At 37.0% G+C, this 26,478-nt stretch carries 36 protein-coding genes; 34 read left to right on the plus strand and 2 right to left on the minus strand.

Features of this window, described 5'->3' with window-relative positions:
* Nucleotides 1-20: 20 nt before the first annotated feature.
* Complete coding sequence (locus G525_RS0109850) at nucleotides 21-3,257, minus strand: SusC/RagA family TonB-linked outer membrane protein (RefSeq protein ID WP_027126025.1); 3,237 nt, start codon at nucleotides 3,255-3,257, stop codon at nucleotides 21-23.
* A gap of 352 nt (nucleotides 3,258-3,609) precedes the next feature.
* The gene (locus tag G525_RS0109855; RefSeq protein ID WP_245577767.1) at nucleotides 3,610-5,307 is read right to left on the minus strand and encodes a POTRA domain-containing protein; all 1,698 of its coding nucleotides are present in this window, start codon (nucleotides 5,305-5,307) and stop codon (nucleotides 3,610-3,612) included.
* 159 nt (nucleotides 5,308-5,466) lie between these two features.
* On the opposite strand from G525_RS0109855, the gene rpsL reads away from it, so the two are divergent.
* The 34 genes from rpsL to eno all read left to right on the plus strand — a co-directional run bounded on the left by rpsL (nucleotide 5,467) and on the right by eno (nucleotide 25,821).
* Nucleotides 5,467-5,841: a 30S ribosomal protein S12 gene (rpsL, locus tag G525_RS0109860; protein WP_027126027.1), complete on the plus strand. Its 375-nt coding sequence runs from the start codon at nucleotides 5,467-5,469 to the stop codon at nucleotides 5,839-5,841.
* A gap of 93 nt (nucleotides 5,842-5,934) precedes the next feature.
* Nucleotides 5,935-6,411, plus strand: a complete 477-nt coding sequence (gene rpsG / locus G525_RS0109865; RefSeq protein WP_027126028.1) for a 30S ribosomal protein S7 — start codon at nucleotides 5,935-5,937, stop codon at nucleotides 6,409-6,411.
* 3 nt (nucleotides 6,412-6,414) lie between these two features.
* Complete coding sequence (gene fusA / locus G525_RS0109870) at nucleotides 6,415-8,541, plus strand: elongation factor G (RefSeq protein ID WP_027126029.1); 2,127 nt, start codon at nucleotides 6,415-6,417, stop codon at nucleotides 8,539-8,541.
* An 11-nt stretch (nucleotides 8,542-8,552) separates the two neighbouring features.
* On the plus strand, nucleotides 8,553-8,858 hold the full coding sequence (gene rpsJ / locus G525_RS0109875; protein ID WP_027126030.1) for a 30S ribosomal protein S10: 306 nt from the start codon (nucleotides 8,553-8,555) through the stop codon (nucleotides 8,856-8,858).
* A 212-nt stretch (nucleotides 8,859-9,070) separates the two neighbouring features.
* The gene (gene rplC, locus G525_RS0109880) at nucleotides 9,071-9,688 is read left to right on the plus strand and encodes a 50S ribosomal protein L3 (RefSeq protein WP_027126031.1); all 618 of its coding nucleotides are present in this window, start codon (nucleotides 9,071-9,073) and stop codon (nucleotides 9,686-9,688) included.
* Nucleotides 9,688-10,317 carry a 50S ribosomal protein L4 gene (rplD, locus tag G525_RS0109885; protein ID WP_027126032.1) on the plus strand — a complete coding sequence of 210 codons (630 nt, stop codon included), beginning with the start codon at nucleotides 9,688-9,690 and terminating at the stop codon, nucleotides 10,315-10,317. Before rplC ends, rplD begins: the two co-directional genes overlap by 1 nt.
* A 6-nt stretch (nucleotides 10,318-10,323) precedes the next feature.
* A complete protein-coding gene (rplW, locus tag G525_RS0109890) occupies nucleotides 10,324-10,614 on the plus strand; it encodes a 50S ribosomal protein L23 (protein WP_027126033.1) in 291 nt (96 codons plus the stop codon).
* Between the two features lie 10 nt (nucleotides 10,615-10,624).
* Nucleotides 10,625-11,452, plus strand: coding sequence for a 50S ribosomal protein L2 (gene rplB / locus G525_RS0109895; protein WP_027126034.1), 828 nt, complete (start codon nucleotides 10,625-10,627; stop codon nucleotides 11,450-11,452).
* A 10-nt stretch (nucleotides 11,453-11,462) separates the two neighbouring features.
* Complete coding sequence (gene rpsS, locus G525_RS0109900; protein WP_027126035.1) at nucleotides 11,463-11,741, plus strand: 30S ribosomal protein S19; 279 nt, start codon at nucleotides 11,463-11,465, stop codon at nucleotides 11,739-11,741.
* 8 nt (nucleotides 11,742-11,749) lie between these two features.
* Nucleotides 11,750-12,157 carry a 50S ribosomal protein L22 gene (rplV, locus tag G525_RS0109905; RefSeq protein ID WP_027126036.1) on the plus strand — a complete coding sequence of 136 codons (408 nt, stop codon included), beginning with the start codon at nucleotides 11,750-11,752 and terminating at the stop codon, nucleotides 12,155-12,157.
* Nucleotides 12,158-12,165: 8 nt separating this feature from the next.
* Nucleotides 12,166-12,897, plus strand: coding sequence for a 30S ribosomal protein S3 (rpsC, locus tag G525_RS0109910; protein ID WP_027126037.1), 732 nt, complete (start codon nucleotides 12,166-12,168; stop codon nucleotides 12,895-12,897).
* Between the two features lie 19 nt (nucleotides 12,898-12,916).
* Nucleotides 12,917-13,342: a 50S ribosomal protein L16 gene (gene rplP, locus G525_RS0109915; RefSeq protein ID WP_027126038.1), complete on the plus strand. Its 426-nt coding sequence runs from the start codon at nucleotides 12,917-12,919 to the stop codon at nucleotides 13,340-13,342.
* A gap of 12 nt (nucleotides 13,343-13,354) precedes the next feature.
* Nucleotides 13,355-13,546, plus strand: coding sequence for a 50S ribosomal protein L29 (rpmC, locus tag G525_RS0109920; protein WP_027126039.1), 192 nt, complete (start codon nucleotides 13,355-13,357; stop codon nucleotides 13,544-13,546).
* A gap of 18 nt (nucleotides 13,547-13,564) precedes the next feature.
* Nucleotides 13,565-13,822: a 30S ribosomal protein S17 gene (gene rpsQ, locus G525_RS0109925; protein WP_027126040.1), complete on the plus strand. Its 258-nt coding sequence runs from the start codon at nucleotides 13,565-13,567 to the stop codon at nucleotides 13,820-13,822.
* 2 nt (nucleotides 13,823-13,824) lie between these two features.
* Entirely contained in the window at nucleotides 13,825-14,193 is a 369-nt protein-coding gene (gene rplN / locus G525_RS0109930) for a 50S ribosomal protein L14 (RefSeq protein WP_027126041.1), read from the plus strand.
* Between the two features lie 11 nt (nucleotides 14,194-14,204).
* Nucleotides 14,205-14,516, plus strand: coding sequence for a 50S ribosomal protein L24 (rplX, locus tag G525_RS0109935; protein ID WP_027126042.1), 312 nt, complete (start codon nucleotides 14,205-14,207; stop codon nucleotides 14,514-14,516).
* A gap of 2 nt (nucleotides 14,517-14,518) precedes the next feature.
* Entirely contained in the window at nucleotides 14,519-15,070 is a 552-nt protein-coding gene (gene rplE, locus G525_RS0109940) for a 50S ribosomal protein L5 (RefSeq protein WP_027126043.1), read from the plus strand.
* A 3-nt stretch (nucleotides 15,071-15,073) separates the two neighbouring features.
* Nucleotides 15,074-15,343 carry a 30S ribosomal protein S14 gene (rpsN, locus tag G525_RS0109945; protein WP_027126044.1) on the plus strand — a complete coding sequence of 90 codons (270 nt, stop codon included), beginning with the start codon at nucleotides 15,074-15,076 and terminating at the stop codon, nucleotides 15,341-15,343.
* A 135-nt stretch (nucleotides 15,344-15,478) separates the two neighbouring features.
* Complete coding sequence (rpsH, locus tag G525_RS0109950; RefSeq protein WP_027126045.1) at nucleotides 15,479-15,877, plus strand: 30S ribosomal protein S8; 399 nt, start codon at nucleotides 15,479-15,481, stop codon at nucleotides 15,875-15,877.
* Between the two features lie 12 nt (nucleotides 15,878-15,889).
* Nucleotides 15,890-16,432, plus strand: coding sequence for a 50S ribosomal protein L6 (gene rplF / locus G525_RS0109955; protein ID WP_027126046.1), 543 nt, complete (start codon nucleotides 15,890-15,892; stop codon nucleotides 16,430-16,432).
* A gap of 10 nt (nucleotides 16,433-16,442) precedes the next feature.
* Nucleotides 16,443-16,799 (plus strand): 50S ribosomal protein L18, encoded by a 357-nt coding sequence (gene rplR / locus G525_RS0109960; RefSeq protein ID WP_027126047.1) that lies wholly within the window; start codon nucleotides 16,443-16,445, stop codon nucleotides 16,797-16,799.
* A 6-nt stretch (nucleotides 16,800-16,805) separates the two neighbouring features.
* On the plus strand, nucleotides 16,806-17,330 hold the full coding sequence (gene rpsE / locus G525_RS0109965) for a 30S ribosomal protein S5 (RefSeq protein ID WP_027126048.1): 525 nt from the start codon (nucleotides 16,806-16,808) through the stop codon (nucleotides 17,328-17,330).
* Nucleotides 17,331-17,341: 11 nt separating this feature from the next.
* Nucleotides 17,342-17,524: a 50S ribosomal protein L30 gene (rpmD, locus tag G525_RS0109970; RefSeq protein WP_027126049.1), complete on the plus strand. Its 183-nt coding sequence runs from the start codon at nucleotides 17,342-17,344 to the stop codon at nucleotides 17,522-17,524.
* Between the two features lie 12 nt (nucleotides 17,525-17,536).
* Nucleotides 17,537-17,989, plus strand: coding sequence for a 50S ribosomal protein L15 (rplO, locus tag G525_RS0109975; RefSeq protein WP_027126050.1), 453 nt, complete (start codon nucleotides 17,537-17,539; stop codon nucleotides 17,987-17,989).
* Between the two features lie 13 nt (nucleotides 17,990-18,002).
* Nucleotides 18,003-19,349, plus strand: coding sequence for a preprotein translocase subunit SecY (secY, locus tag G525_RS0109980; RefSeq protein ID WP_027126051.1), 1,347 nt, complete (start codon nucleotides 18,003-18,005; stop codon nucleotides 19,347-19,349).
* Nucleotides 19,350-19,356: 7 nt separating this feature from the next.
* Complete coding sequence (gene infA, locus G525_RS0109985) at nucleotides 19,357-19,572, plus strand: translation initiation factor IF-1 (RefSeq protein WP_027126052.1); 216 nt, start codon at nucleotides 19,357-19,359, stop codon at nucleotides 19,570-19,572.
* Between the two features lie 55 nt (nucleotides 19,573-19,627).
* Complete coding sequence (ykgO, locus tag G525_RS22050) at nucleotides 19,628-19,744, plus strand: type B 50S ribosomal protein L36 (protein ID WP_008269159.1); 117 nt, start codon at nucleotides 19,628-19,630, stop codon at nucleotides 19,742-19,744.
* A gap of 2 nt (nucleotides 19,745-19,746) precedes the next feature.
* Nucleotides 19,747-20,121: a 30S ribosomal protein S13 gene (gene rpsM / locus G525_RS0109990; protein ID WP_027126053.1), complete on the plus strand. Its 375-nt coding sequence runs from the start codon at nucleotides 19,747-19,749 to the stop codon at nucleotides 20,119-20,121.
* Nucleotides 20,122-20,218: 97 nt separating this feature from the next.
* Nucleotides 20,219-20,608 (plus strand): 30S ribosomal protein S11, encoded by a 390-nt coding sequence (rpsK, locus tag G525_RS0109995; protein ID WP_027126054.1) that lies wholly within the window; start codon nucleotides 20,219-20,221, stop codon nucleotides 20,606-20,608.
* Between the two features lie 175 nt (nucleotides 20,609-20,783).
* Nucleotides 20,784-21,389 (plus strand): 30S ribosomal protein S4, encoded by a 606-nt coding sequence (gene rpsD / locus G525_RS0110000; RefSeq protein WP_027126055.1) that lies wholly within the window; start codon nucleotides 20,784-20,786, stop codon nucleotides 21,387-21,389.
* 19 nt (nucleotides 21,390-21,408) lie between these two features.
* Nucleotides 21,409-22,401 carry a DNA-directed RNA polymerase subunit alpha gene (locus G525_RS0110005; RefSeq protein WP_027126056.1) on the plus strand — a complete coding sequence of 331 codons (993 nt, stop codon included), beginning with the start codon at nucleotides 21,409-21,411 and terminating at the stop codon, nucleotides 22,399-22,401.
* Nucleotides 22,402-22,549: 148 nt separating this feature from the next.
* Complete coding sequence (rplQ, locus tag G525_RS0110010) at nucleotides 22,550-23,071, plus strand: 50S ribosomal protein L17 (protein ID WP_027126057.1); 522 nt, start codon at nucleotides 22,550-22,552, stop codon at nucleotides 23,069-23,071.
* 142 nt (nucleotides 23,072-23,213) lie between these two features.
* Nucleotides 23,214-24,317 carry a glutamine-hydrolyzing carbamoyl-phosphate synthase small subunit gene (carA, locus tag G525_RS0110015; RefSeq protein WP_027126058.1) on the plus strand — a complete coding sequence of 368 codons (1,104 nt, stop codon included), beginning with the start codon at nucleotides 23,214-23,216 and terminating at the stop codon, nucleotides 24,315-24,317.
* A gap of 208 nt (nucleotides 24,318-24,525) precedes the next feature.
* Nucleotides 24,526-25,821, plus strand: coding sequence for a phosphopyruvate hydratase (eno, locus tag G525_RS0110020; RefSeq protein WP_027126059.1), 1,296 nt, complete (start codon nucleotides 24,526-24,528; stop codon nucleotides 25,819-25,821).
* The last annotated feature ends 657 nt before the right edge of the window (nucleotides 25,822-26,478 follow it).

Below are 26,478 nucleotides of genomic sequence, written 5' to 3' on the forward strand. Positions count from 1 at the left end.
TTTCATAATTCTTTTTTATTTTAAAACTGTAGTTTAAGACTTGCACCTATTTCTCTAATAGACGGGTATGCACCGGATTGGTAACCTTGAACATTACCAGAACTCAAACCTGCTTCAGGATCAGCATAAGGTGTGTTCTTGTCAATGATCCATAAGTTTCTACCGATAATTGAAATGGAAACTCCAGTAAACGCTGTTTGATCTAATACTTTAGCACCAAGATTGTAGGTTAAACTTGCTTCACGTAATTTCACATAACTAGCGTCATACACGTGCGCGGCACTGGTAGATCTTGCGTATCCCCAAGGGTTACCAGCTGTAGTGGCATCTGCTCTAACATTATTAGGAGATCCGTCCGCTTGAACACCATCTAGAATTACACCACCACTATTGGCTGCGTAGTTACCAGGAGTTCCAACAATAGGATTTCTAACAGGGTTGCCTAAATCATTATCCGCTGCAGTGAAATCATATAGACCTGTTGCATAACCATACCAAGTATCTAATGAGAATACGTCTCCACCTTTTTGAACGTCAATTAAGAAACCAAGGTTGAAATTTTTGTATTTGAAATTATTATACACACCACCTTTCCAGTCAGGATTAATATCACCGATAATGTTATTACTTGTGGCCGTTTTATCGTAATAGCCGTTGGCTTTAACAGTTTTTTGGCCATTTGTATAAACAAAATCAGTACCTCTAATCGTACCATAAGGCTCACCTGGCGTAGCATTGATGGATATTCCACCTTGTAATGACGCTAATTGTAAGTTTTTGATACCACCTAGTAGCTCAACTACTAAACTTTCGTTCTTAGACCAGTTTGCAGTAATATCCCATTGGAAGTTTTCACTTTTGAGAGGTGTCAAATTTAATTGAACTTCTAATCCTTTGTTCTCAATGGTTCCTGCATTTTTAATAGCTGATGTATAACCAGTTGATGTTGATAATGGAATGCTGGTAATTTGGTTAATGTTTTGAGTATTGTAATAAGATATATCAAAACCAACACGTCTATCAGCAAATTGCATTTCTAAACCAATCTCATAACTTTCTTGTCTTTCTGGTAATAGTTCTCTGTTAGATTGAGCGCCTGGGTTTGATGCAATTCCATTTCCATTAAAAGGTGTTCCAATACCAAATGTATTGAAAACTCTATATGGATTTGTATCGTTTCCAACTTCTGCATAGTTAGCTCTTAATTTACCAAATGATAGCCATCTCGCGTCAAATAATTGAGAGAACACTAAACTTCCTGATACAGAAAAATAGCCATATCTATTGTTGTCTTTTGGTAATGTTGAAGAACGGTCAGATCTATAAGATCCTTCTAAATAAGCAAGGTTGTCATAACCTAAACTGGCACGGATATATTCACCATCAACCATAGTTGTAGCGTCATATTCATTAGGCGCATTAATAGGACTCACACTGTTAGACAATGCATAAAGTCCAGCTAAATTTAAACCACCGTTAGTAGCAGCAAAAATGCTGTTGTAGGTATTTCTTCTAATGTTAATACCAGCATTACCTTCTAAATTTAACTTATCAGTTAAATCTTTGTTGAAATTCAACATCACATCATAGTTGTATTCACCGATATTGTTATTCTTGCGTGAATAAGACGATACGGCATTACTGCCTACGTTGATTCTTTCTTCTTGCAACTCGCTGTAGGTATCAAAAGAAAATCTTCCTAGTACACCTAACCAACTTGTAATCTCGTAATTTAAAGCAACATTACCAAAGTATCTTGAACGTGTGTCTGTTTCATAATTTTCATAGAATACCCAGTATGGATTGTCTGTATAAGCTGGTGCTAAATCGAAAGGACTCTTCGCATTCCAAGAAACGTTGTCACCTGTTGCAAAGTAGGCGTCTTTTTGTTCTTTAAAATCAACATTCGTTTGAAACCATTGTCTAAAAGATTGCATAACGTTTAATCCATCGTAACCTGTTCCGTAACGTCCTTTTCCATCAGTTTTGATAAAATTAAAAGTCGTTGACGCCGTAAGTCTGTCAGTTAAATCATGAGATCCAGAGAAATTTATCGTATTTCTTTTGATTTCACTATTTGGTAAATTACCTTCTTGCAATAAGTTAGTAAAACCTAATCTGAATGAACTGGTTTCATTTCCACCGTCTAAAGATACAGAGTTAACTGCAGTTGTAGAGTTTTTGTAAATTGAATTAGGATTGTTCTTACCTGCTACCCATGGAGTAGCTTGTTGGTAAGTGTCTAATTTCGGATAGATGGAATTCCATTGGTAAACCATTAAATTTTCATCAAATGCGGCACCGTATGAAGCATCTTCCGTGAATGGTGTAGTTAAATCTTTAATTCCATCACCATCAACATCGTACAATTCAAAATAACCATCTGGAGATGCGTAATCAGGTCCGTACCCTGCACCATATTTATTCTGATAAGTTGGTAATGTTGAAGAATCAGGACTACCCATTGTCATACTTGAGCTAATAGTAACCCCAACTCCTTTTCTAGCCTTACCTTTTTTGGTAGTAACCATGACCACACCATTAGATGCACGAGAACCGTACAAAGCAGTTGCAGCCGCACCTTTTAGGACGTTAATTGATTCAATGTCATCAGGATTAATGTCAGAAGCAGCATTACCGTAATCATAACCACCTCTACCAGCTTGCTGATCTGCAGTGTTTGAGTTGCTGTTATCTATAGGAACTCCGTCAATAACAAATAAAGCTTGGTTATTACCAGCAATTGAGTTATTACCTCTAATGACTACTTGAGTTGAACCACCTAGAGTACCAGATGTTTTAATGTCAAGACCAGCAACCTTCCCAGATAATGAGTTCACGAAGTTAGAACTTTTTACGTTCGATACAGCGTCACCCTTAACTTCTTGGGTCGCATAACCTAAACTTTTCTTCTCTCTTTTAATACCTAAAGCCGTTACTACAACTTCATCTAGCACCGCAGCATCTTCTTGCATTGTTACATTGATAGTATTAGAAGCGCCTACCGTAACTTCTTGGTTTTTCAATCCCACGTATGTAAAAGTTAAAACATTTCCGGTTTGAGCGGTGATAGTGTAATTACCATCAAAATCCGTCTGAGTTCCGTTAGTTGTACCTTTTACAATAATGTTAACCCCAGGAAGAGGAAGACCAGATACATCTGATACCGTTCCTGAAATTGATTTTTCTTGTGCAAACGATATTTGCACAAGGAACGCTAGTAATAGCGTTAAAATTCCACTAAACTTTGTTTTCATATTTAAATTAATTTGAATTAGCCAGCTCCAAAAGTCCTAATAAAAAGTTAAAAAACCAATAAAATTAAGGTCCAATTTGAAATTTATTTGAATTTAACATATTTAATTTTTTTAAATTGCTGTCAAACAAGGGTTTGGTGTTACGATAACGTTTTAGTAGGTTTTAATTATTGAAGTCTAGAATTGGGAAATACAGTGTTGTTAGCCCGTAATTGCGTGTATTACAATTGTTTTAAAATTTTTCAAATTATCATGAAAACATGCAGCTTTATATTTTTATTAACACAACCTGGGATTAATGTGCTCACATAAAATGTTGAGAAGATTTAAGGTGATGCCCTATATGAAATGGTTAAAAGCTTGTCGACAAACTAATATGAACTTTAGAATTCGACAATTTTATGGCTTGATTATCTGCACTACCGTTACTGTAGTTCAATTTAAAAAGTCCGGCTTGGGTAAGTACACCAAAGCCAAATCCTAATCCTAGAAGTTTACTTTTGATGGCAAGGATTTGATTTTCGTAGTAGGCTACATCAATAATAGAGTTGACATATAAAGTGTTCGTCACTTTATAACGGTATTCTGAATTAAACACCGCAAATAAATTGGCCATCAAACTGTTTTCTTCAAAGCCTCTTATGGAATTGATACCACCAAAACGAAACAATTCGTTTTCGACATATGTGTCTGAATTTAAAATTGCAGCGCTGATATTGCCATAAATACTATTTCTCGGATTCAAATTAAAGATTTTAAAAGAATTCAGTTCAAATTTGGACTGGGGTTCATTCGAGTTTTCAATAGTTCTGCTCCCAAAACCTGTAGATATATCGAAAATGAAATTTACCGGAAATAACTTGTCATGGCGTTGTGGTTTTATGTAGTGGTAGCCTAAGGTGTAAAAAGTGGATTTAAAGTCTGCTATAAACATGATGTTGTTCTCTAGTAAATTGGTAGATGATTGAGCATTGATACCTATGTCGAGACTGTTTCTCGGATTGATTTGATAATCTATTTTGGCAAATTGTGATGTTGTGACAAACGAAGAATCTTTTTTAAATATATGAAGACCAAATTGCGTTCCGATTGGTGAGCTGAATAAATAGGGAAGCCTGGCCTTTACTTCAAAAGTCTTTTGTTCACTTTCATCGCTTTTATAGAGTAACCTTAGTGATTCACCATAATTGAGGTTATTGATAAGTTTGAGATTGAGGTAGCCATCAAATTCAATTTTGTCGGTTTCCGTGTTGGTGCCAAAACCCAAAAATCCGTCAAATGTGTTGCTTTTTTGTTTTTCTAAATAGAGATACAGGAGGGTAGAGTCTTTTGTGAAGAGAATCTCGGGTTCTTTTATTTGGGAAGCAAACTGTAAATTCTCCAATCCTGTGGTTTTTCCTTTTATAGTTTTTAAATTGAAGGTTTGATTGACCTTAATTTTCAGGTAGCGCTTTACGTATGAGTCTGGGAATTTTTCATACCCTTTAATAATAATGTTATCAATGGTCCTTTCTTGTTTTTGTATGATTCTGAGGTCGGCGTACAAAATGCCGTCAATCAGGCGTATGTTATGGAGTTGGAGCGTTGAAAAAGGGTCGCCTGTATTGGATATTTCTGAGTTTAAGGTGTTGAGTTTGGACTCTAAATCATTTACAGCGAGGTCAAAATAACTGTCCGTTATCGTGTGTGAGATTAGTTTTAGAACTTTCTGATCAAAATTTGAATCAAAATAAATTCTCGCTTTTGTATATAGTTCACCAATCTTATAATTTGCCACAAAAGATGAGTCATTCGTTTTGTTTAGACTGATGAATTTACTTTCTAAGTATCCTAACCGAGATAGGGTTTCTGCAATGTTGGTCACCTCTATTTGCAACGCGTTGTAGTCGTTGAAGGTTTTTTGATAGTCCAATGCTTCAATAATTAGTGAATCATCTTTATTAGTGGTAGCTGTAAGATGTAAGGACTGTGCAAAGAGGATTGAAGAGGACACGCACCCAAAAAAACATGTGAAAAACGCTGTTCTCAAAACCATATATTGCTTAAACATCCTCAAAGCTAAGGTAAAAATTAAATCATAATTAGGTGCAATGATAAATAAATGCGTAAAGATTTGAAAAATAATCAATTTACATTTGAAAAAAAGAAATTATTCTTTACCTTTGCAGCCCTCAAAAGCGAGGAGTAAAACAAATTTATATAGAAATATATGCCAACAATTTCACAATTAGTACGAAAAGGAAGAACCAAAATAACCAAGAAGAGTAAATCGGTTGCCCTTGATTCGTGTCCACAAAGACGTGGTGTGTGTACTCGTGTTTACACGACGACGCCTAAGAAACCTAACTCAGCAATGCGTAAGGTAGCAAGGGTGCGTTTAACAAACGGTAACGAGGTCAATGCATACATCGGCGGTGAGGGTCATAATCTACAGGAGCACTCGATAGTATTGGTTAGAGGTGGAAGGGTAAAGGATTTGCCAGGAGTTAGATATCACATTGTTCGTGGAGCTTTGGACACCGCAGGTGTTACAGGTAGAACGCAACGTAGATCTAAGTACGGAACAAAACGCCCTAAGAAGTAAAATCAAGTTTTGAGTTATGAGTTATGAATTTTGAATGCACTGCATTTAGGCGAACAACGATTAACGATAGACAATTAAACTCAAAAAGAAGACATGAGAAAAAGAGCAGCAAAAAAGAGACCGCTTTTACCAGATCCACGTTTTAACGACCAGTTAGTAACTCGTTTCGTTAACATGATGATGTGGGATGGAAAGAAGTCCGTAGCTTTTAAAGTATTTTACGATGCGATTGACATTGTAGAATCAAAGAAAACTGATGAAGAAAAAACGGCCTTGGAAACATGGAAAGATGCTTTATCTAACGTAATGCCTCACGTAGAAGTACGTAGTCGTCGTGTTGGAGGTGCAACATTCCAAATACCAATGCAAATTCGTCCAGACCGTAAAGTATCTACAGCCATGAAGTGGTTGATTAGTTATTCACGTAAAAGAAATGAAAAATCCATGCCAGCAAAGCTTGCTGCTGAAATTTTAGCAGCAGCCAAGGAAGAAGGCGCCGCTGTTAAAAAGCGTATGGATACACATAAAATGGCAGAAGCTAATAAAGCATTCTCACACTTTAGATTCTAGTATATGGCAAGAGATTTATTACTTACAAGAAATATTGGGATTGCAGCACATATTGATGCTGGAAAAACAACTACTACAGAGCGTATCTTATTTTATACCGGTGTTAACCATAAATTAGGTGAAACTCACGAAGGCTCATCTACAATGGACTGGATGGAGCAAGAAGCAGAAAGAGGGATAACAATTACTTCGGCTGCAACAACTTGTGATTGGGTTTTTCCTAAAGAAAACGGTGAGCCAACAGAAGATGCACAAAGTTATCACTTTAATATTATTGACACTCCAGGTCACGTTGATTTTACGGTTGAAGTAAACCGTTCATTACGTGTTCTTGATGGGTTGGTATTCTTGTTTAGTGCGGTTGATGGTGTTGAGCCACAGTCTGAAACTAACTGGAGATTAGCCGATAATTATAAGGTGCCAAGAATTGGATTTGTTAATAAAATGGACCGTCAAGGTTCTAACTTTTTAGAGGTTAACAAACAAGTAAAAGAAATGCTAGGTTCTAATGCGGTGCCAATTGTATTGCCTATCGGAGACGAAGGTGATTTTAAAGGTATTGTGGATCTAGTTAAAAACAGAGCTATAGTATGGCATGATGAGAACTTTGGTTCTACATTTGACGTGGTAGCGATTCCTGAAGAAATGAAGGATGAAGTGCGTGAATACAGAGCTTTATTAATAGAAGAAGTTGCAAGTTACGACGAAAACCTATTAGAGAAATTCATGGAAGATGAAAACTCTATTACAGAAGACGAAGTACACGCTGCGCTTAGAGCTGCCGTTATGGATATGGCTATTATACCAATGGTATGTGGTTCATCATTCAAAAATAAAGGGGTTCAGTTTTTGTTGGATGCTGTTTGTCGCTATTTGCCTTCTCCAATGGATAGAGAAAGTGTTATTGGTGTCAATCCAGATACAGAAAAAGAAGAAAGACGTAAACCAAGTGTTGCTGAACCATTTTCAGCCTTGGCATTTAAGATTGCAACAGATCCATTTGTAGGTCGTTTGGCATTCTTCAGAGTTTATTCTGGTCGATTGGACGCCGGTTCTTATATCTTAAACAACCGTTCAGGTAAAAAAGAACGTATCTCGCGCATCTACCAAATGCACTCTAATAAACAAATTGCTCTTGATTTTATTGAAGCAGGTGATATTGGAGCAGCCGTTGGATTTAAAGACATTAAGACTGGGGATACCATGTCTGATGAAAAACATCCTATTGTTTTAGAATCTATGGACTTTCCAGATCCAGTTATTGGTATCGCGGTTGAGCCTAAAACTAAAGCAGATGTTGATAAAATGGGTATGGCGCTGTCTAAATTGGCAGAGGAAGACCCAACGTTTACCGTAAGAACGGATGAGGCTTCAGGACAGACTATTATTTCTGGAATGGGTGAGCTTCACTTAGATATTATTGTTGACCGTATGCGTCGTGAGTTCAAGGTTGAAGTAAACCAAGGAGCGCCGCAAGTGGAATACAAAGAAGCTATTACTAGACCTGCACAACATAGAGAGGTTTACAAAAAGCAATCTGGTGGACGCGGTAAATTTGCTGATATCCAATTTACATTGGAGCCAGCGGAGGAAGGCAAAACTGGTTTAGAGTTTATTTCTGCAATCAAAGGTGGTAACGTTCCTAAAGAATTTATCCCATCTATTGAAAAAGGATTTAAACAAGCTATGGTCAATGGACCTTTGGCGGGCTACGAAGTTGATGCTATGAAAGTAACATTGACAGATGGTTCGTACCATGATGTCGATTCTGATCAACTATCATTTGAGTTGGCTGCTAAGATTGGATTTAGAAATGCTGCAAAAGCTGCGAAGGCGGTGATCATGGAGCCTATAATGAAGATTGAAGTAATCACTCCAGAAGAAAACATGGGTGATATTGTTGGTGACCTTAACCGTCGTAGAGGACAAATGAGTGATATGGGTGATAGAGCTGGAGCAAAAACTGTAAAAGCAACGGTGCCGTTATCTGAAATGTTTGGATATGTTACAACATTGAGAACCTTGTCTTCAGGGCGTGCAACATCAACTATGGAATTTTCACATTATGCAGAAACTCCTTCTAACATATCTGAAGAGGTGATTAAAGCAGCTAAAGGCGTAGAAGCTTAAATTTTAAGAAAATGAGTCAAAAAATCAGAATAAAACTAAAATCTTACGATCACAGTTTGGTGGACAAATCTGCTGACAAGATTGTTAAAACGGTAAAAAGTACAGGTGCAGTGGTTACTGGTCCTATTCCTTTACCTACAGATAAAAAAATCTTTACAGTTTTGCGTTCTCCACACGTTAACAAAAAAGCGAGAGAACAGTTCCAATTAAGTTCTTACAAAAGACTTTTGGATATCTATAGCTCTTCGTCAAAAACAATTGATGCTTTGATGAAACTGGAGTTGCCAAGTGGTGTAGAAGTAGAGATTAAGGTATAGAGTCGCAAACTTATGCGTTTGCGCAGAGTTGCAATGCATTGCGCGCTCAACATGTCCCTAACGTCGGTTAGGGAAAAACGGTAAAAATACATTCAGGGCTGAAGTATTTTCGGCCCTGAATATTTTTAAATAGTCTAGGTAAGTCACGGATTATCTATCAAAAACAAAAGCGGACAAGTCGTGAATTGTCCATAACAAACAAATTAATATTTATGTCTGGGTTAATTGGAAAAAAAATCGGTATGACCAGCATCTTTGATGAAAATGGAAAAAACATTCCATGTACAGTAATCGAAGTTGGTCCTAATATCGTCACCCAAGTCAGAACCGAAGAGGTTGACGGGTATAGTGCTCTTCAACTTGGTTTCGATGACAAGACAGAGAAAAGTTCCACTAAGGCTGAAGCAGGTCATGCTAAAAAAGCCGGTACTTCTGTTAAAAGAAAAGTCGTTGAATTCCAAGGATTTGGAGAAGATTACAAATTAGGCGATGCCATCACTGTTGATCATTTCATCGAAGGTGAATTTGTTGACATTACGGGTACATCTAAAGGAAAAGGATTCCAAGGGGTTGTAAAACGTCATGGTTTTGCAGGAGTTGGTCAAGCTACGCATGGTCAACACAACCGTTTAAGAGCTCCAGGTTCTATTGGTGCTGCTTCATATCCAGCAAGAGTCTTTAAAGGAATAAAGATGGCCGGAAGAATGGGGGGCGAAAGAGTGAATGTTGAAAATTTAAGAGTTTACAAAGTAGTTCCTGAAAAGAACTTATTGGTGGTTAAAGGATGTGTTCCTGGTCATAAAAACTCTTATGTAATTATTCAGAAATAATGAAAGTAGCAGTTGTAGATATAAACGGAAAAAGCACAGGTAGAGAGGTTGAACTTTCTGCAGAGGTGTTTGCTATTGAGCCTAATAATCATGCAGTTTACTTAGATGTTAAGCAATATCTTGCTAACCAACGTCAAGGAACGCACAAGGCTAAAGAAAGAGCTGAGATCTCTGGAAGTACACGTAAGATTAAAAAACAGAAAGGTACTGGTACTGCACGTGCAGGATCTATCAAGTCTGGTGTATTTAGAGGTGGTGGACGTATGTTTGGTCCAAGACCAAGAAACTATAGCTTTAAATTGAACAAAGGCGTGAAGCGTTTAGCACGTAAATCAGCCTTAACAATGAAAGCCAATAGTTCAGAAATCGTGGTAATGGAAGATTTCAATTTTGATACTCCAAACACGAAAAACTTCACTAACGTATTGAAAGCGTTGGGAGTTGAGAATAAAAAATCTTTGTTTGTGTTGGGTGCTTCAAATAATAATGTATATTTGTCCTCACGTAATTTAAAAGGTTCTGAAGTTGTAATGAACTCAGAATTAAGCACTTACAAGATTTTAAATGCAAATAAGTTAGTCCTTTTAGAAAGTGCTTTAGAAGGAATTGAATCGAATTTAAGTAAATAAGGAAACATGAGCATCTTAATTAAACCTATTATTACTGAAAAAGCGACTATGAATAGTGAGTTGAACAACTGCTATAGCTTTCAGGTAAATACGAAGGCGAACAAGGTTGAAATAAAAAAAGCAGTGGAAGCTGCTTATGGCGTTTCCGTTGAAAAAGTTCGTACTATAAATGTCCGTCCAGACAGAAGAACCCGTCATACAAAGACAGGTATTCAACATGGTAAAACTAATGCTGTTAAAAAAGCATTAGTACAGCTGGCGGAAGGTGAATCTATTGATTTATACACTAACATGTAATTAAAGACAAATGTCAGTAAGAAAATTAAAACCGATCACAGCAGGTCAGCGATTTAGAGTAGTAAATGGTTTTGACGCCATTACTACTGATAAGCCGGAGAAGAGTTTACTCGTTCCGAACAAGCGATCTGGTGGTAGAAACAGTCAAGGAAAAATGACCGTACGCCAGCTTGGTGGTGGTCATAAAAGAAGATATCGTATCATCGATTTCAAACGTAACAAACCTGGAGTTCCAGCGGAAGTAGCGTCTATCGAGTACGATCCAAACAGAACAGCTTTTATCGCTCTTTTGAATTATCAAGATGGTGAGAAACGATATGTTATTGCTCAAACTGGTTTAAAAGTTGGACAGAATGTGGTTTCAGGTACTGAAAACATTGCTCCAGAAATTGGAAATGCAATGACCTTGAAGTATGTGCCACTTGGTACTATCATTTCATGTATTGAATTGCGTCCTGGACAAGGAGCGATTATGGCAAGAAGTGCTGGTTCATTCGCTCAATTAATGGCGAGAGATGGGAAATTCGCTTCAGTGAAATTGCCTTCAGGTGAAACACGTTTGATCCTTGTAGAATGTATGGCAACTATTGGCGCTGTATCTAATCATGACCATCAGTTGATTGTATCTGGTAAAGCAGGTAGAAGTAGATGGTTAGGAAGACGTCCAAGAGTTAGACCAGTAGTTATGAACCCTGTCGATCACCCAATGGGTGGTGGTGAAGGTAAAGCTTCAGGTGGTCATCCAAGATCAAGAAATGGTATTCCAGCTAAAGGTTATAGAACACGTACTAAGACCAAAGCTAGTAATAAGTATATTGTAGAACGTAGAAAGAAATAATTGAGATAATATGGCACGTTCATTAAAAAAAGGACCTTACATCCATTATAAATTGAGTAAGAAAGTTGAAGACAATGTAGCTTCAAACAAGAAAACGGTTATCAAAACGTGGTCTAGAGCCTCTATGATTTCACCAGATTTTGTTGGGCAAACTATCGCTGTTCACAATGGTCGTCAATTTGTACCGGTTTATGTAACTGAGAACATGGTAGGTCACAAATTAGGAGAATTTTCACCTACACGATCTTTTAGAGGTCACGCAGGTGCAAAAAATAAAGGTAAAAAATAAGTAGAGCTATGGGAAGTCGTAAAAAACAAATGGCAGACGCTATTAAGGAAGAAAAAAAGCACATCGCTTTTGCAAAGCTTAATAACTGTCCTACATCACCAAGAAAAATGCGCTTAGTTGCGGATTTGGTGAGAGGACAAAAAGCAGAAATGGCTCTTAATATCTTAAGATTTAGTCCAAAAGAAGCATCTCGTCGTTTAGAGAAATTGGTTCTTTCGGCAATTGCCAACTGGCAAGCGAAAAACGAAGATGCAAGCATTGAAGATGCTGATTTATTCGTAAAAGAGATCAGAGTAGATGGTGGTGCCATGTTGAAGAGACTGCGTCCAGCACCTCAAGGTCGCGCACACAGAATTAGAAAACGTTCCAACCACGTTACCGTGGTCATTGGAGCAAACAATAATACACAAGCTTAAATAGAGATATGGGACAAAAGACAAATCCAATCGGAAATCGTTTAGGAATTATCAGAGGATGGGAATCTAACTGGTATGGTGGCAATGATTATGGAGATAAACTTGCTGAAGACGATAAGATTAGAAAATATGTTCACGCTCGTTTATCTAAAGCAAGTGTGTCGAGAGTAATTATTGAGCGTACGCTTAAACTTGTAACCGTTACTATCACTACTGCAAGACCTGGTATCATTATCGGGAAGGGTGGTCAAGAGGTAGACAAGTTAAAAGAGGAGCTTAAGAAAATTACTGATAAGGAAGTTCAATTGAACATCTTCGAAATCAAGAGACCAGAATTGGATGCCTTTTTAGTGGCATCTAGCGTTGCTCGTCAAATCGAGAATCGTATTTCTTACAGACGTGCCATCAAAATGGCAATTGCTGCAACAATGCGTATGAATGCTGAAGGGATCAAGATTCAAATTAGTGGTCGTCTAAACGGTGCTGAGATGGCGCGTTCAGAGCACTACAAAGAAGGAAGAATTCCATTATCAACGTTTAGAGCCGATATTGACTATGCTTTAGTTGAGGCACATACTACTTATGGTAGATTGGGTGTTAAAGTATGGATCATGAAAGGTGAAGTGTATGGTAAGAGAGAACTTTCCCCGTTGGTTGGTTTATCCAAGAAACAAGGTGGCAAAGGAGGATCTGATGCGCCAAGACGTGGTGGGAATAACAAACCCCGCCGTAGAAAGTAATTTTTAAAGTTAAAGAAAAATGTTACAACCTAGAAAGACGAAATTCCGTAAGCAGCAAAAAGGCCGCATGAAGGGAAATTCCGGTAGAGGACATGAACTTTCAAATGGAACGTTCGGTATAAAATCGGTACACGAAACGGGAATGTTTTTAACATCTCGTCAAATAGAAGCAGCTCGTATTGCAGCAACACGTTTTATGAAAAGAGAGGGGCAACTTTGGATCAAAATATTTCCAGACAAGCCTATCACCAAAAAACCTTTAGAAGTACGTATGGGTAAAGGTAAAGGTGCTGTAGAATATTGGGTAGCTGTAGTGAAACCAGGTAGAATTATGTTTGAAGTAGGTGGCGTGCCATTAGACGTTGCTAAAGAAGCATTACGTTTGGCGGCTCAAAAATTACCTGTAAAAACAAAATTCTTAATCGCTAGAGATTACGAAGCTTAATACATAGATATTATGAAGCAATCAGAAATTAAACAGCTTTCTACAGCTGAATTACAAGATAAGTTAGGTGAAACTAAAAAGAGTTATGCTGACCTGAATATGGCTCATGCAATCTCTCCTTTAGAAAATCCGATTCAATTACGCAACGTCAGACGTTCTGTAGCAAGAATTGCAACCGAATTAACTAAAAGAGAAGTACAATAATTTGTATTCCGCTGAAAGATGGAAAAAAGAAATTTAAGAAAAGAACGTATAGGAGTTGTAACTAGTAACAAAATGATGAAGTCCATCGTTGTTGCCGAAGTTAAAAAAGTAAAACATCCTATGTATGGAAAATTCGTGTTGAAAACGAAGAAATACGTTGCACACGATGAGACAAACGACTGTAACATTGGAGATACGGTAAAGATCATGGAAACACGACCTTTAAGTAAATCTAAAAGTTGGAGATTAGTAGAAATAATTGAAAGAGCGAAGTAATTATGTTACAACAAGAATCAAGATTAAAAGTAGCTGATAACACTGGGGCAAAGGAAGTTTTGACTATCCGTGTTCTAGGCGGTACTAAAAGAAGATATGCTTCTGTAGGTGACAAGATAGTTGTTTCTGTAAAAGATGCAACACCTAATGGTAACATTAAGAAAGGTGCTGTTTCTACAGCTGTTGTTGTACGTACCAAGAAAGAAGTAAGACGTCCAGACGGATCTTATATCAGATTTGACGATAACGCTTGTGTGCTTTTAAACCCGCAGGGAGAAATGAGAGGCACACGTGTTTTTGGACCTGTTGCAAGAGAACTTCGTGATAAGCAATTCATGAAAATTGTATCATTGGCACCTGAAGTGCTTTAATGACTAATAAGATGACAAAGTTTAAAATAAAATCGGGAGATACAGTACAAGTTATTGCCGGAGACCATAAAGGTACAGAAGGCAAGGTTGTAAAAATCTTAAAAGATAAGAACAAAGCGATCGTTGAAGGCGTGAACATGGTTAAGAAACATACTAAACCAAGTGCACAAAGCCCTCAGGGTGGCATTGTAGAGAAAGAAGCGCCCATTCATATTTCCAACCTATCACTTTTAAATACTAAAGGTGAGACAACACGTGTTGGTTATAGAATGGAAGGCGATAAAAAAGTGAGATTTTCAAAAAAATCAAATGAAGTAATTTAGTTATGGCTTATATTCCAAGATTAAAACAAGAGTACAAGGACAAAATTGTTACAACTCTTACAGAAGAATTCGGATATAAAAACGTAATGCAAGTTCCTAAACTTACAAAGATAGTTATATCCAAAGGAGTTGGTGCTGCAGTTGCCGATAAGAAATTAGTAGATCATGCCGTGGAAGAGTTGACTAAAATATCTGGTCAAAAAGCAGTTCCTACAGTATCAAAAAAAGATATCGCAACGTTTAAGTTACGTAAAGGTATGCCAATTGGTGCTAGAGTTACATTACGCGGAGAGCAAATGTACGAGTTCCTAGACCGTTTGGTGACATCAGCTTTACCACGAGTAAGAGACTTTAACGGTATTAAAGCAACTGGCTTTGACGGTAGAGGTAACTATAACTTAGGTATTACTGAGCAAATTATCTTCCCAGAGATGGATATTGATAAAGTTAACAATATTTCAGGAATGGATGTTGCCTTTGTTACTACAGCTGATACAGATAAAGAAGCAAAATCGTTATTAACAGAATTAGGTTTACCTTTTCAAAAGAACTAAGATATGGCTAAAGAATCAATGAAAGCCCGTGAGGTGAAGAGACAAAAAATGGTAGATAAGTATGCTGATAAACGTAAAGCTTTGAAAGAGGCTGGAGATTATGAGGCTTTACAAAAATTACCAAGAAATGCATCACCGGTACGTTTGCACAACCGTTGTAAATTAACAGGAAGACCAAGAGGATACGTTCGTATTTTTGGAATCTCCCGTGTAATGTTGCGCGAAATGGCAAACCAAGGCTTGATCCCGGGAGTTAGAAAAGCATCCTGGTAGAAGCGCTACACCATGCGTTTCATATACAACGCGATGCATCACGTTGTAAAGATGCAACATTTTGCATCTCAATAAGAGTATAAACTGGGCGTAGGTTTGGGGAGAACCAAAAACCACGTCCGCAATTTAATATAAATGAATACAGATCCAATCGCAGATTATCTAACAAGAGTTAGAAATGCAGTAAAGGCCAACCACAGAGTTGTTGAAATTCCTGCATCCAATCTGAAAAAAGAAATTACTAAAATATTATTCGATCAAGGATATATTTTAAGTTACAAGTTTGATGACTCTTCTGTACAGGGCTCTATTAAGATAGCGCTTAAGTATAACAAAGAGACTAAAGAACCGGTAATCAGAAAAATTCAAAGAATAAGTAAACCAGGTTTACGTAAATATGCAAGCTCTAGCGAAATGCCAAGAATCCTTAACGGGCTTGGGATTGCTATAGTCTCTACTTCTTACGGAGTAATGACAGGAAAGCAAGCGCATAAACAAAATGTTGGTGGTGAATTATTGTGCTACGTTTACTAATAAAGAGAAGATATGTCAAGAATAGGTAATAATCCAGTAGCAATCCCACAAGGGGTTACAATAAACGTCCAAGACAACCTAATTACCGTAAAAGGTAAGTTGGGTGAATTAACTCAAAAATTTGAAGGCGTTGAAATTACTGTTGAAGATGGTCAAGTGTCAGTGGCACGCCCTTCAGACAGTAAAGAAGCAAGAACTAACCATGGTCTATATAGATCATTGGTAAAGAATATGGTAGAAGGTGTTTCTGAAGGTTGGACTAAGAAATTAGAATTGGTAGGTGTAGGTTATAGAGCATCTAACCAAGGACAAAGATTAGATTTGGCTCTAGGTTTCTCTCACAATATTGTTTTAGACGTAGCTCCTGAAGTGACCGTTGAAACAATTTCTGAGAAAGGAAAGAACCCGATCATTAAATTAACTTCTCACGACAAACAGTTGGTTGGACAAGTTGCAGCGAAAATTCGCGGCTATAGAAAACCAGAACCTTACAAAGGAAAAGGAATTAAATTTGTAGGAGAAGTATTAAGAAGAAAAGCAGGTAAATCAGCATAATCGTTTAGTTATGGCATTGACAAAAAATCAAAGTAGATTAAGAATAAAAAGCAGAATCCGTAAGGTTATTTCTGGAACAGAAGCAAGACCTCGTTTAGCTGTATTTAGAAGCAATAAAGAAATTTATGCTCAAATTATAGACGATGTTACTGGTAATACTATTAGTGCTGCATCTTCAAGAGACAAGGACATTAGTTCTGCTAAAGGAACTAAAACCGAAATAGCGGCCTTAGTTGGTAAAGCTATTGGTGAAAGAGCCTTAAAAGCTGGGGTGGAAACTATTTCTTTTGATAGAGGTGGGTATCAATATCACGGAAGAGTAAAATCATTAGCAGATGGTGCTAGAGAAGCAGGACTAAAATTTTAAGAGATTATGTATCGAAAATATAAAAACGCAGAATTAGTAAAGCCAAGTGGTTTAGACCTTAAAGATCATCTTATAGGCGTTCAAAGAGTAACGAAAGTTACCAAAGGTGGTAGAGCATTCGGTTTTTCAGCTATTGTAGTAGTTGGAGATGAGGCAGGCGTTGTTGGTCAAGGTTTAGGTAAATCTAAAGACGTGGCCACTGCAATTGCTAAAGGCATTGAAGATGCTAAAAAGAACTTAGTGAGAATTCCAATCCTTAAAAAAACATTGCCACACGAACAAAAAGGAAAGTATGGCGGTGCAAGAGTAAATATCATTCCAGCTGCTGAAGGTACTGGTGTGATTGCTGGTGGAGCAGTAAGAACGGTTTTAGAGGCTGTTGGTGTACATGATGTATTATCAAAATCTCAAGGATCTTCAAACCCTCATAACGTAGTAAAAGCAACTTTTGATGCTTTGTTACAATTAAGAGATGCTAAATCTGTAGCGAAGGACAGAGGAATTTCACTTGATAAAGTATTTAACGGTTAATCTATAGAATAATGGCAAAGATTAAAGTACAAAAAGTAAGAAGTGCAATCAACCGTACGCAAACACAAAAGAGGATATTAGAGTCTTTAGGTTTGCATAAGATGAATCAGGTTGTTGAGCATGATGACACGCCAAGTATCCTTGGAATGATTAATAAAGTTCAACATTTAGTTTCTATTGTAGAAACAAAATAATACAGCATAATAATGGATTTAAGTAATTTAAAACCGGCTGAAGGGTCAGTTAAAAATCAAGGCAAAAGAATAGGTAGAGGACAAGGTTCTGGAAAAGGTGGTACCGCAACTCGTGGTCACAAGGGAGCTAAATCACGTTCTGGTTATTCTAAGAAAGTAGGATTTGAAGGTGGTCAAATGCCACTTCAAAGACGTGTGCCTAAATTTGGATTTACAAATATCAATCGTGTAGAATATCAGGGAGTGAATCTTGATAAGTTACAACAATTGGTGGATGATAATGTGATAACAGATACTGTTGATTTTGTTACCTTGTTAGAATTAGGACTTGTTGACAAGAATGATCTTGTTAAAATTCTAGGTCGTGGCGAGTTGAAGTCAAAATTAAAAGTAACTGCTCATAAATTTACCGCTTCAGCAAAAGCTGCTATTGAAGCCGCAGGAGGAGAAGCTGTAACTTTATAAGACCATTTAGAGGATGAAATTTATAGAGACTTTAAAAAATGTTTGGAAAATAACAGAACTAAAAGATAGAATCATGCTTACGCTTGGTCTACTTTTAGTTTATCGTTTTGGTGCTCAAGTAGTATTGCCAGGAATTGATGCAAATCAATTGGGTGCTTTGGCCAGTAACACTGATCAAGGTATTTTAGGGCTTCTTAATGCATTTACAGGTGGCGCTTTTGCAAATGCTTCAGTATTTGCTTTAGGGATCATGCCTTACATTTCTGCTTCGATTGTTGTTCAGTTGATGGGTATCGCAATTCCTTATCTTCAAAAATTACAAAAGGATGGTGCAAGTGGTCAAAAAAAGATTACCCAAATTACACGTTGGTTAACTATCGGCATCTGTTTGGTGCAAGCCCCTGGTTATTTGGCTAGTTTACCGGCATTAGGTATTCCTTCCAGTGCATTTTTATTGGGAACAGGGACTATGTTTTATGTGTCTTCAGTAATTATTTTGGTAACAGGATGTGTCTTTGCCATGTGGTTGGGTGAAAAGATCACTGACAAAGGAATTGGTAATGGAATTTCATTATTGATCATGGTTGGTATCATAGCGCGTATGCCTGCATCATTTATTCAAAACTATGCTTCTAGATTAGAAGGTGGTGGAAATGGTGGATTGATGATGGTATTAATTGAATTGGTAATTTGGTTTGTGATCATCTTACTATCAATTATGTTGGTCATGGGTGTTCGTAAGATTGCGGTTCAATATGCACGTCGTACTGCGTCTGGCGGATATGAGAAGAATGTATTTGGATCACGTCAGTTCTTGCCTTTAAAGTTGAATGCCTCTGGAGTTATGCCAATCATCTTTGCTCAAGCAATTATGTTTGTTCCTACTTTAATAGGTAAAGGTTTAGGTGAAGGAACGGTTGGCGTCTGGTTACAGACTAATTTCTCTGACATCTTTGGTCTTTGGTATAATGTTGTATTTGCTTTGTTAATTATCATTTTCACGTATTTTTATACGGCAATTACAGTACCTACCAATAAAATGGCAGATGATTTAAAACGTAGTGGTGGCTTCATTCCGGGTATTAGACCAGGAACTGAAACATCTGAGTATCTCGATAAGATAATGTCTCAAATTACCTTACCAGGTTCTATCTTTTTGGCAATGATTGCTGTGTTCCCGGCGGTTGTAGTTAAGTTGATGGGCGTACAGCAAGGGTGGGCATTGTTCTTTGGTGGAACTTCACTTTTGATTATGGTAGGAGTTGCAATAGACACGATGCAACAGGTTAACTCATACTTGTTGAACAAGCACTATGATGGCTTAATGAAAACCGGCAAAAATAGAAAAGCAGTAGCTTAATATTATTATGGCAAAACAAGCAGCAATAGAACAAGACGGATCAATTATTGAAGCATTATCCAATGCTATGTTCCGTGTTGAATTAGAAAATGGACATATTGTAACAGCGCATATTTCTGGTAAAATGCGTATGCACTACATCAAACTGTTACCAGGAGACAAAGTAAAATTGGAAATGAGCCCTTATGATTTATCTAAGGCTCGCATAACTTATAGGTACTAACAAGGATAGGATCTAAAGATTTTATCTCACAGTATAAAACTAATAAAATAAACAGATGAAAGTAAGAGCATCAGTTAAAAAACGAAGCGCAGACTGTAAACTAGTGCGCAGAAAAGGTAGACTTTACGTCATTAACAAAAAGAATCCTAGATTCAAACAAAGACAAGGATAGATATGGCAAGAATTGCAGGTGTTGATATACCAAAACAGAAAAGAGGAGTAATCTCTTTAACTTACATCTACGGGATAGGTGCGAGCAGAGCAAAAGACATTTTAGCACAAGCTAAAGTTGATGAAAACACAAAAGTTCAAGACTGGACAGATGACGAAATTAGTAATATTCGTGAAGCTGTAGGGGCCTTAACTATTGAGGGTGAGTTGCGTTCAGAAATCCAGTTGAACATCAAGCGTTTAATGGATATTGGATGTTACAGAGGAATTCGTCATAGAGCTGGACTTCCATTAAGAGGTCAACGTACTAAAAACAACTCTAGAACTAGAAAAGGTAGAAGAAAAACTGTTGCTAACAAGAAAAAAGCAACGAAATAAAAATAGTCTTTAGTCTTTAGACGTTGGAAAGAATCTGTTTGAAATTTAACGGTTTAGGATTCTAGCGACTATAAACTAATACTAAAAACTAAATATTATGGCAAAGTCAAGTACAAAAGTTAAAAAACGTAAGGTTATTGTTGAAGCTAATGGAGAAGCACACATTGCTGCTTCATTCAACAACATCATTATCTCTTTGACAAACAAAAAAGGTGATGTAGTTTCATGGTCATCAGCTGGTAAAATGGGCTTTAGAGGTTCTAAAAAGAACACTCCTTATGCTGCCCAGATGGCCGCTGAAGATGCTGCAGCTGTAGCAAGAGAAGCGGGATTGAAAAAAGTAAAAGTATATGTAAAAGGACCAGGTAACGGGAGAGAATCTGCTATCCGCTCTATCCACAATGCAGGTATTGAAGTAACAGAAATTATTGATGTTACACCATTGCCACATAATGGATGTCGTCCTCCAAAACGTAGACGTGTATAATTTATAACATGCTAGTAACTAATATCAATCATTTTAAATGGTTGATATTAGTTTTTTATGTGTAAATTTGCAAACTGAAAAAAATCAATAACAAGTATCAACGAGAGATTATTGTTTATCGAAGGATAAGATTAAGACCTTAATTCATAAACACTCTCATAATTTAATTTAAGAAATGGCAAGATATACTGGTCCTAAAACTAAAATAGCCCGAAAATTCGGTGAAGCTATTTTTGGAGATGATAAAGCTTTCGAAAAAAGAAACTATCCTCCAGGTCAACACGGAGCTAACAAGCGTCGTGGAAAAAAATCTGAATACTCTATTCAGTTAATGGAAAAGCAAAAAGCAAAATACACTTATGGTATTTTGGAAAGGCAATTTAGAAACATGTTTAAAAAAGCAACTGCTGCAACGGGTATTACCGGTGAGGTGTTGTTACAATTATGCGAGTCTCGTTTAGATAACGTGGTTTTCAGATTGGGCTTGTCGCCATCACGTAGTGGTGCACGTCAATTAGTTTCTCACAGACACATCACTGTAAACGGAGAAATTGTAAACATTCCTTCTTACCAATTAAAGGCAGGTGATGTTATTGCCGTAAGAGAGAAATCTAAATCTCTTGAAACTATTCAAAATGCATTGTCTAACTCTAACAACGTTTATGAGTGGATGACATGGAACAGCGAAACTAAACAAGGAACCTATGTTTCAATTCCTGCTAGAGTTCAAATTCCAGAAAATATCAACGAACAATTTATCGTCGAATTATACTCTAAATAATAACTGATACAAAACTAATATGGCAATATTAAATTTTCAAAAGCCCGACAAAGTCATTATGATTGATTCAACTCCTTTTGAAGGGAAGTTTGAATTTAGACCTTTAGAGCCAGGCTATGGATTGACAGTAGGTAATGCTTTAAGAAGAGTTTTGTTATCTTCTTTGGAAGGATTTGCAATTACTTCTGTTCGAATTGAAGGTGTTGATCACGAGTTTTCTACAATTGCAGGTGTAGTTGAAGATGTTACTGAAATTATTTTGAACTTAAAGCAAGTTAACTTTAAGCGTCAGATTGATGAAATTGATAACGAAACCGTTACCATTTCTATTTCAGGACAAGATCAAATTACTGCTGGTGATTTCCAAAAATTCATTTCAGGATTTCAAGTTCTGAACAAAGATTTGGTCATCTGTAATTTAGACTCAAAAGTGAGCATCAATCTGGAGTTGACTATTGAAAAAGGTAGAGGATATGTTCCTGCTGAAGAGAACAAGAAAGCTTCTGCACCAATTGGAACCATCTTTACGGATTCAATCTACACGCCAATTCGAAATGTAAAATACGCAGTTGAAAACTTCCGTGTTGAGCAAAAAACAGATTATGAAAAATTAATTTTTGAAATCATAACTGATGGTTCCATTAACCCTAAAGATGCGTTAACTGAAGCGGCTAAGATTTTAATCCACCACTTCATGTTATTCTCTGATGAGCGTATTACTTTAGAAGCTGACGAAATAGCGCAAACGGAAACGTATGACGAAGAGTCTCTTCACATGAGACAGCTTTTGAAAACCAAATTGGTTGATATGGATCTTTCTGTACGTGCACTGAACTGTTTGAAAGCTGCTGAAGTTGATACCTTAGGAGACTTGGTATCTTTCAACAAGAATGATTTGATGAAATTCAGAAACTTCGGTAAAAAATCGTTGACTGAGCTAGAAGAACTAGTGAACGTTAAAGGTTTAAATTTCGGAATGGATTTGAGCAAATATAAATTAGATAAAGACTAGTAGAATTACGATTTTAGATTTGCGATTTTTGAATAGCGAAATCGTAAATCCAAATTGTAACTCCTAAATCAAAAATTAATAAATAACCCATCATAGTTTGCTCTCCGACGAACGGATATTGTAGCAAGATGATGATAACAAAAATGTCATGAGACACGGAAAAAAAGTAAATCATTTAAGTCGTCAAACCGCACACAGAAAATCAATGTTGGCTAATATGGCGTGTTCATTGATTCAGCACAAGCGAATCAATACTACAGTAGCAAAAGCAAAAGCTTTAAAGCAATTTGTAGAACCAATGATTACAAAGTCTAAAGAAGATACCACACATAACAGACGTATTGTGTATAGCAGAATTAGACAAAAAGAAGCGGTAGCAGAATTGTTCAGAGATGTTGCACCAAAAGTTGGCGATCGACCGGGAGGATACACACGTATCATCAAATTGGGGAATCGTTTAGGTGATAACGCTGATATGGCAATGATTGAATTGGTAGATTTCAACGAAATCTATAATGCAGAGAAGCAACCTAAGAAGAAAACAACCCGTAGAGGTCGTTCTAAGAAATCAGATGATGCTGCAGTAACTGCACCAGTTGCAGAAACTAAAACGAAAAAGGCACCAGAAGCTCCAGCTAAAGCTGAAGATAAAAGTGGAGAAGAAGAATAAATGAGATTAATTTCTTAAATACAAAAAGGGTAAACATTTTAGTTTATCCTTTTTTTTATGCAATTTTGCGATACTTTAAGTTGATCTTTAAGGTTCTTAAACCTTGTAGATCTAAAATAATTAAACAAGTAATTTTTTTATTGTGAAATATACTAAAAGACACAACGCCATCATTCTGCTAGCAGATGGCACGATTTTCCATGGTAAATCAATAGGTAAACAAGGCTCGGCCTTTGGGGAAGTTTGTTTTAATACTGGCACCACGGGCTATCAAGAGATATTTACGGACCCATCTTATTATGGACAACTGATGGTTGCCACCAATGCACATATTGGAAACTATGGGACCCTAACTGAAGAAGTGGAATCTGACGACATAAAGATTGCAGGTCTAATTTGTAAGAACTTTAGTTTCAACTATTCAAGACCGGCCGCTGATGGTTCTCTTGAAGAGTTTTTTGAGAAACATAATTTATTGGCTATTTCAGATGTTGATACACGATCATTAGTGACTTACATTCGAACAAATGGTGCTATGAATGCGGTCATTTCTACAGAAGTGGACAACATAGAAGGTCTAAAAAAGCAGTTGGCCGAAATTCCTGATATGGAAGGCTTGGAACTGGCATCAAAAGTCAGTACAAAAGAAGCTTATTATGTTGGCGATGAAAATGCGACTTATCGCATTGCTGCACTCGATTTAGGAATCAAAAGAAACATACTACGTAATTTCGTTAAACGAGATGCGTATGTGAAAGTATTTCCGTACAATGCTACATTTGAAAAAATGAATGCATTTAAACCGGCCGGGTTTTTTCTGTCCAACGGACCAGGAGATCCAAAACCGCTAAAGGGTGCCATTACCTTGGCTAATGAAATATTGAAGCGCGACCTTCCGTTATTCGGTATCTGCCTAGGTCACCAAGTAATTGGTTTGGCTAATGGTATTTCAACTTATAAAATGCATAATGGACATCGCGGAATCAATCATCCTGTCAAAAATCTGATTACAGGCAAAGGAGAAATTACCTCACAAAATCATGGTTTTGCGATTAATAAGGAAGAAACGGAACAACATCCAGATTTTGAAATTACGCACACCCATTTAAATGATCATACTGTTGCAGGAATGCGCATGAAATCAAAGAACTGCTTTTCCGTACAATACCATCCTGAAGCTAGTCCGGGACCGCATGACGCGTCATACTTATTTGACGAGTTTATAGAAAACATCAAAACAAAATAGTATAAAAACCTCAAAAATTCAGTTGATTTTTTGAGGTTTTCTTATAGCGCAATCATTATCGCTGATTTAATATGCAATTCTCAAGTCTACATGAGAATTTGGGTGAAGTATTTCGTAAATTAGCGAGAATGGAGATGCTTTGGGTTTGCGGGCTTTCGGTATCTTTTGAGATAAAAACAAGAATAAATAATAATAAAAAAATATAACAATGAGTATCATCATCAACATTCATGCAAGACAAATTTTTGATTCACGAGGTAATCCAACAGTTGAAGTAGATGTCGTTACAGAAAACGGAATCATGGGGCGTGCTGCGGTGCCTTCAGGAGCCTCTACGGGCGAACATGAGGCTGTAGAACTTAGAGACGGCGGAAAGGCTTATATGGGCAAAGGCGTTCTTAAAGCCGTAGAAAATGTCAATGAAATCATTGCTCAAGAACTCTTGGGAACCTCAGTTTTTGAACAGAACAAAGTGGATCAAATGATGATTGATCTGGATGGTACCAAAAACAAATCGAAATTGGGTGCCAATGCGATTCTCGGCGTTTCTCTAGCAGTTGCTAAAGCTGCAGCAGGAGAGTTAGGCATGCCTTTATATAGATATGTTGGTGGGGTGTCTGCCAATACTTTGCCAGTACCAATGATGAACATCATCAACGGTGGCTCTCATTCAGATGCGCCTATTGCATTTCAAGAGTTTATGATTATTCCTGTAAAAGCGAATAACTTTACGCATGCCATGCAAATGGGAACTGAGATTTTCCATAATCTCAAAAATGTTTTACATGACAGAGGGTTGAGTACTGCGGTAGGCGATGAAGGTGGTTTTGCACCAAATCTAGCGGGTGGTACTGAGGATGCTTTGGATACCATTAAAACGGCAGTTAACAAAGCAGGATATAATTTGGGTGACGATGTAATGATTGCTTTAGATTGTGCTGCTGCAGAATTTTATGTGGATGGCAAATATGACTATAGTAAGTATGAAGGTGATTCTGGGAAAGTAAGAACAAGTACGGAACAAGCTGATTACTTAGCAGAATTAGCGTCTAAATACCCAATTATCTCTATTGAGGATGGTATGGACGAAAACGATTGGGAAGGCTGGAAGTATCTGACCGAAAAAATTGGTAAGACTGTACAACTGGTGGGCGACGATTTATTTGTGACCAATGTTGAGCGTTTATCAAAAGGTATTGATAATGGGATTGCCAATTCCATCCTTATTAAAGTTAATCAAATTGGTACGTTAACAGAAACTATTGCTGCTGTAAATATGGCCCATAATGCGGGTTACACTTCGGTAATGTCTCACCGTTCCGGCGAAACTGAAGATCATACCATTGCTGATTTAGCCGTGGCTTTAAATTGTGGACAAATCAAAACAGGTTCAGCATCGCGTAGTGATCGTATGTCTAAATACAATCAATTACTGCGTATTGAGGAAGAACTTGAAAATGTTGCTTATTTTCCTAAGGAAAATGCATTTAAGATTAAAAAGTAAGATCAAAAACGTATAATTATTTTAGAACCCAGGCGATCTAGTCTGGGTTTTTTGTTTTTATATCAATAAATATAGAACTAATACACACTACCAATTCCCGTTTCTCAGCACTGCCGATCTTGTGCCATAATATTTATGAAAATTCAAGTATACTCGTTTCTCGAGCTTAACATAAGTCCTTAAATTTAGCAAATCACCAATTAACTGATGCAATGACTACCGAATTTGGCATTATCAATGTTTCTGTCATTGCCTTGGGAACGGTAATTTTTCTTAAAAATCAAGATATGACTATAATAGTTGGTGATGCCTTAGAACACTGTTGATGAATGGATTGAGAGAACTAGACAATACAAATAAAAACTTGGTAATGATGCCTATAGGCTTGAAGTTGCGAATGACCTTATATCGATGGATTAAAAATATGAATTCCTCAAAAAATTACGGACATCGGGAATTCTCCGATGTAATTAGGCCAAATTGTTCATTTAAATATAGTCCATGGCTTTAAAATAGTGGGGAAATGGAGTTGCATTAAGAATGCAGAGTTAAGTAACTATAAGATTTTAAAAAAAATGGAGCGCATGCATCCAAAATTATGGGAGCAATCTCAGAATTTACATAATGGAAAAATCTTCAAGTTATTTGAACACCTGA

The sequence above is a fragment of the Gelidibacter mesophilus DSM 14095 genome (assembly GCF_000423005.1).
GTDB lineage: Bacteria > Bacteroidota > Bacteroidia > Flavobacteriales > Flavobacteriaceae > Gelidibacter > Gelidibacter mesophilus.

What these genes read in the sequence shown, in the direction of transcription:
- G525_RS0109850 (WP_027126025.1), bottom strand. Translation starts at nt 3,257, where the DNA reads ATGAAAACAAAGTTTAGTGGAATTTTAACGCTATTACTAGCGTTCCTT.
- G525_RS0109855 (WP_245577767.1), bottom strand. Translation starts at nt 5,307, where the DNA reads ATGTTTAAGCAATATATGGTTTTGAGAACAGCGTTTTTCACATGTTTT.
- rpsL (WP_027126027.1), top strand. Translation starts at nt 5,467, where the DNA reads ATGCCAACAATTTCACAATTAGTACGAAAAGGAAGAACCAAAATAACC.
- rpsG (WP_027126028.1), top strand. Translation starts at nt 5,935, where the DNA reads ATGAGAAAAAGAGCAGCAAAAAAGAGACCGCTTTTACCAGATCCACGT.
- fusA (WP_027126029.1), top strand. Translation starts at nt 6,415, where the DNA reads ATGGCAAGAGATTTATTACTTACAAGAAATATTGGGATTGCAGCACAT.
- rpsJ (WP_027126030.1), top strand. Translation starts at nt 8,553, where the DNA reads ATGAGTCAAAAAATCAGAATAAAACTAAAATCTTACGATCACAGTTTG.
- rplC (WP_027126031.1), top strand. Translation starts at nt 9,071, where the DNA reads ATGTCTGGGTTAATTGGAAAAAAAATCGGTATGACCAGCATCTTTGAT.
- rplD (WP_027126032.1), top strand. Translation starts at nt 9,688, where the DNA reads ATGAAAGTAGCAGTTGTAGATATAAACGGAAAAAGCACAGGTAGAGAG.
- rplW (WP_027126033.1), top strand. Translation starts at nt 10,324, where the DNA reads ATGAGCATCTTAATTAAACCTATTATTACTGAAAAAGCGACTATGAAT.
- rplB (WP_027126034.1), top strand. Translation starts at nt 10,625, where the DNA reads ATGTCAGTAAGAAAATTAAAACCGATCACAGCAGGTCAGCGATTTAGA.
- rpsS (WP_027126035.1), top strand. Translation starts at nt 11,463, where the DNA reads ATGGCACGTTCATTAAAAAAAGGACCTTACATCCATTATAAATTGAGT.
- rplV (WP_027126036.1), top strand. Translation starts at nt 11,750, where the DNA reads ATGGGAAGTCGTAAAAAACAAATGGCAGACGCTATTAAGGAAGAAAAA.
- rpsC (WP_027126037.1), top strand. Translation starts at nt 12,166, where the DNA reads ATGGGACAAAAGACAAATCCAATCGGAAATCGTTTAGGAATTATCAGA.
- rplP (WP_027126038.1), top strand. Translation starts at nt 12,917, where the DNA reads ATGTTACAACCTAGAAAGACGAAATTCCGTAAGCAGCAAAAAGGCCGC.
- rpmC (WP_027126039.1), top strand. Translation starts at nt 13,355, where the DNA reads ATGAAGCAATCAGAAATTAAACAGCTTTCTACAGCTGAATTACAAGAT.
- rpsQ (WP_027126040.1), top strand. Translation starts at nt 13,565, where the DNA reads ATGGAAAAAAGAAATTTAAGAAAAGAACGTATAGGAGTTGTAACTAGT.
- rplN (WP_027126041.1), top strand. Translation starts at nt 13,825, where the DNA reads ATGTTACAACAAGAATCAAGATTAAAAGTAGCTGATAACACTGGGGCA.
- rplX (WP_027126042.1), top strand. Translation starts at nt 14,205, where the DNA reads ATGACAAAGTTTAAAATAAAATCGGGAGATACAGTACAAGTTATTGCC.
- rplE (WP_027126043.1), top strand. Translation starts at nt 14,519, where the DNA reads ATGGCTTATATTCCAAGATTAAAACAAGAGTACAAGGACAAAATTGTT.
- rpsN (WP_027126044.1), top strand. Translation starts at nt 15,074, where the DNA reads ATGGCTAAAGAATCAATGAAAGCCCGTGAGGTGAAGAGACAAAAAATG.
- rpsH (WP_027126045.1), top strand. Translation starts at nt 15,479, where the DNA reads ATGAATACAGATCCAATCGCAGATTATCTAACAAGAGTTAGAAATGCA.
- rplF (WP_027126046.1), top strand. Translation starts at nt 15,890, where the DNA reads ATGTCAAGAATAGGTAATAATCCAGTAGCAATCCCACAAGGGGTTACA.
- rplR (WP_027126047.1), top strand. Translation starts at nt 16,443, where the DNA reads ATGGCATTGACAAAAAATCAAAGTAGATTAAGAATAAAAAGCAGAATC.
- rpsE (WP_027126048.1), top strand. Translation starts at nt 16,806, where the DNA reads ATGTATCGAAAATATAAAAACGCAGAATTAGTAAAGCCAAGTGGTTTA.
- rpmD (WP_027126049.1), top strand. Translation starts at nt 17,342, where the DNA reads ATGGCAAAGATTAAAGTACAAAAAGTAAGAAGTGCAATCAACCGTACG.
- rplO (WP_027126050.1), top strand. Translation starts at nt 17,537, where the DNA reads ATGGATTTAAGTAATTTAAAACCGGCTGAAGGGTCAGTTAAAAATCAA.
- secY (WP_027126051.1), top strand. Translation starts at nt 18,003, where the DNA reads ATGAAATTTATAGAGACTTTAAAAAATGTTTGGAAAATAACAGAACTA.
- infA (WP_027126052.1), top strand. Translation starts at nt 19,357, where the DNA reads ATGGCAAAACAAGCAGCAATAGAACAAGACGGATCAATTATTGAAGCA.
- ykgO (WP_008269159.1), top strand. Translation starts at nt 19,628, where the DNA reads ATGAAAGTAAGAGCATCAGTTAAAAAACGAAGCGCAGACTGTAAACTA.
- rpsM (WP_027126053.1), top strand. Translation starts at nt 19,747, where the DNA reads ATGGCAAGAATTGCAGGTGTTGATATACCAAAACAGAAAAGAGGAGTA.
- rpsK (WP_027126054.1), top strand. Translation starts at nt 20,219, where the DNA reads ATGGCAAAGTCAAGTACAAAAGTTAAAAAACGTAAGGTTATTGTTGAA.
- rpsD (WP_027126055.1), top strand. Translation starts at nt 20,784, where the DNA reads ATGGCAAGATATACTGGTCCTAAAACTAAAATAGCCCGAAAATTCGGT.
- G525_RS0110005 (WP_027126056.1), top strand. Translation starts at nt 21,409, where the DNA reads ATGGCAATATTAAATTTTCAAAAGCCCGACAAAGTCATTATGATTGAT.
- rplQ (WP_027126057.1), top strand. Translation starts at nt 22,550, where the DNA reads ATGAGACACGGAAAAAAAGTAAATCATTTAAGTCGTCAAACCGCACAC.
- eno (WP_027126059.1), top strand. Translation starts at nt 24,526, where the DNA reads ATGAGTATCATCATCAACATTCATGCAAGACAAATTTTTGATTCACGA.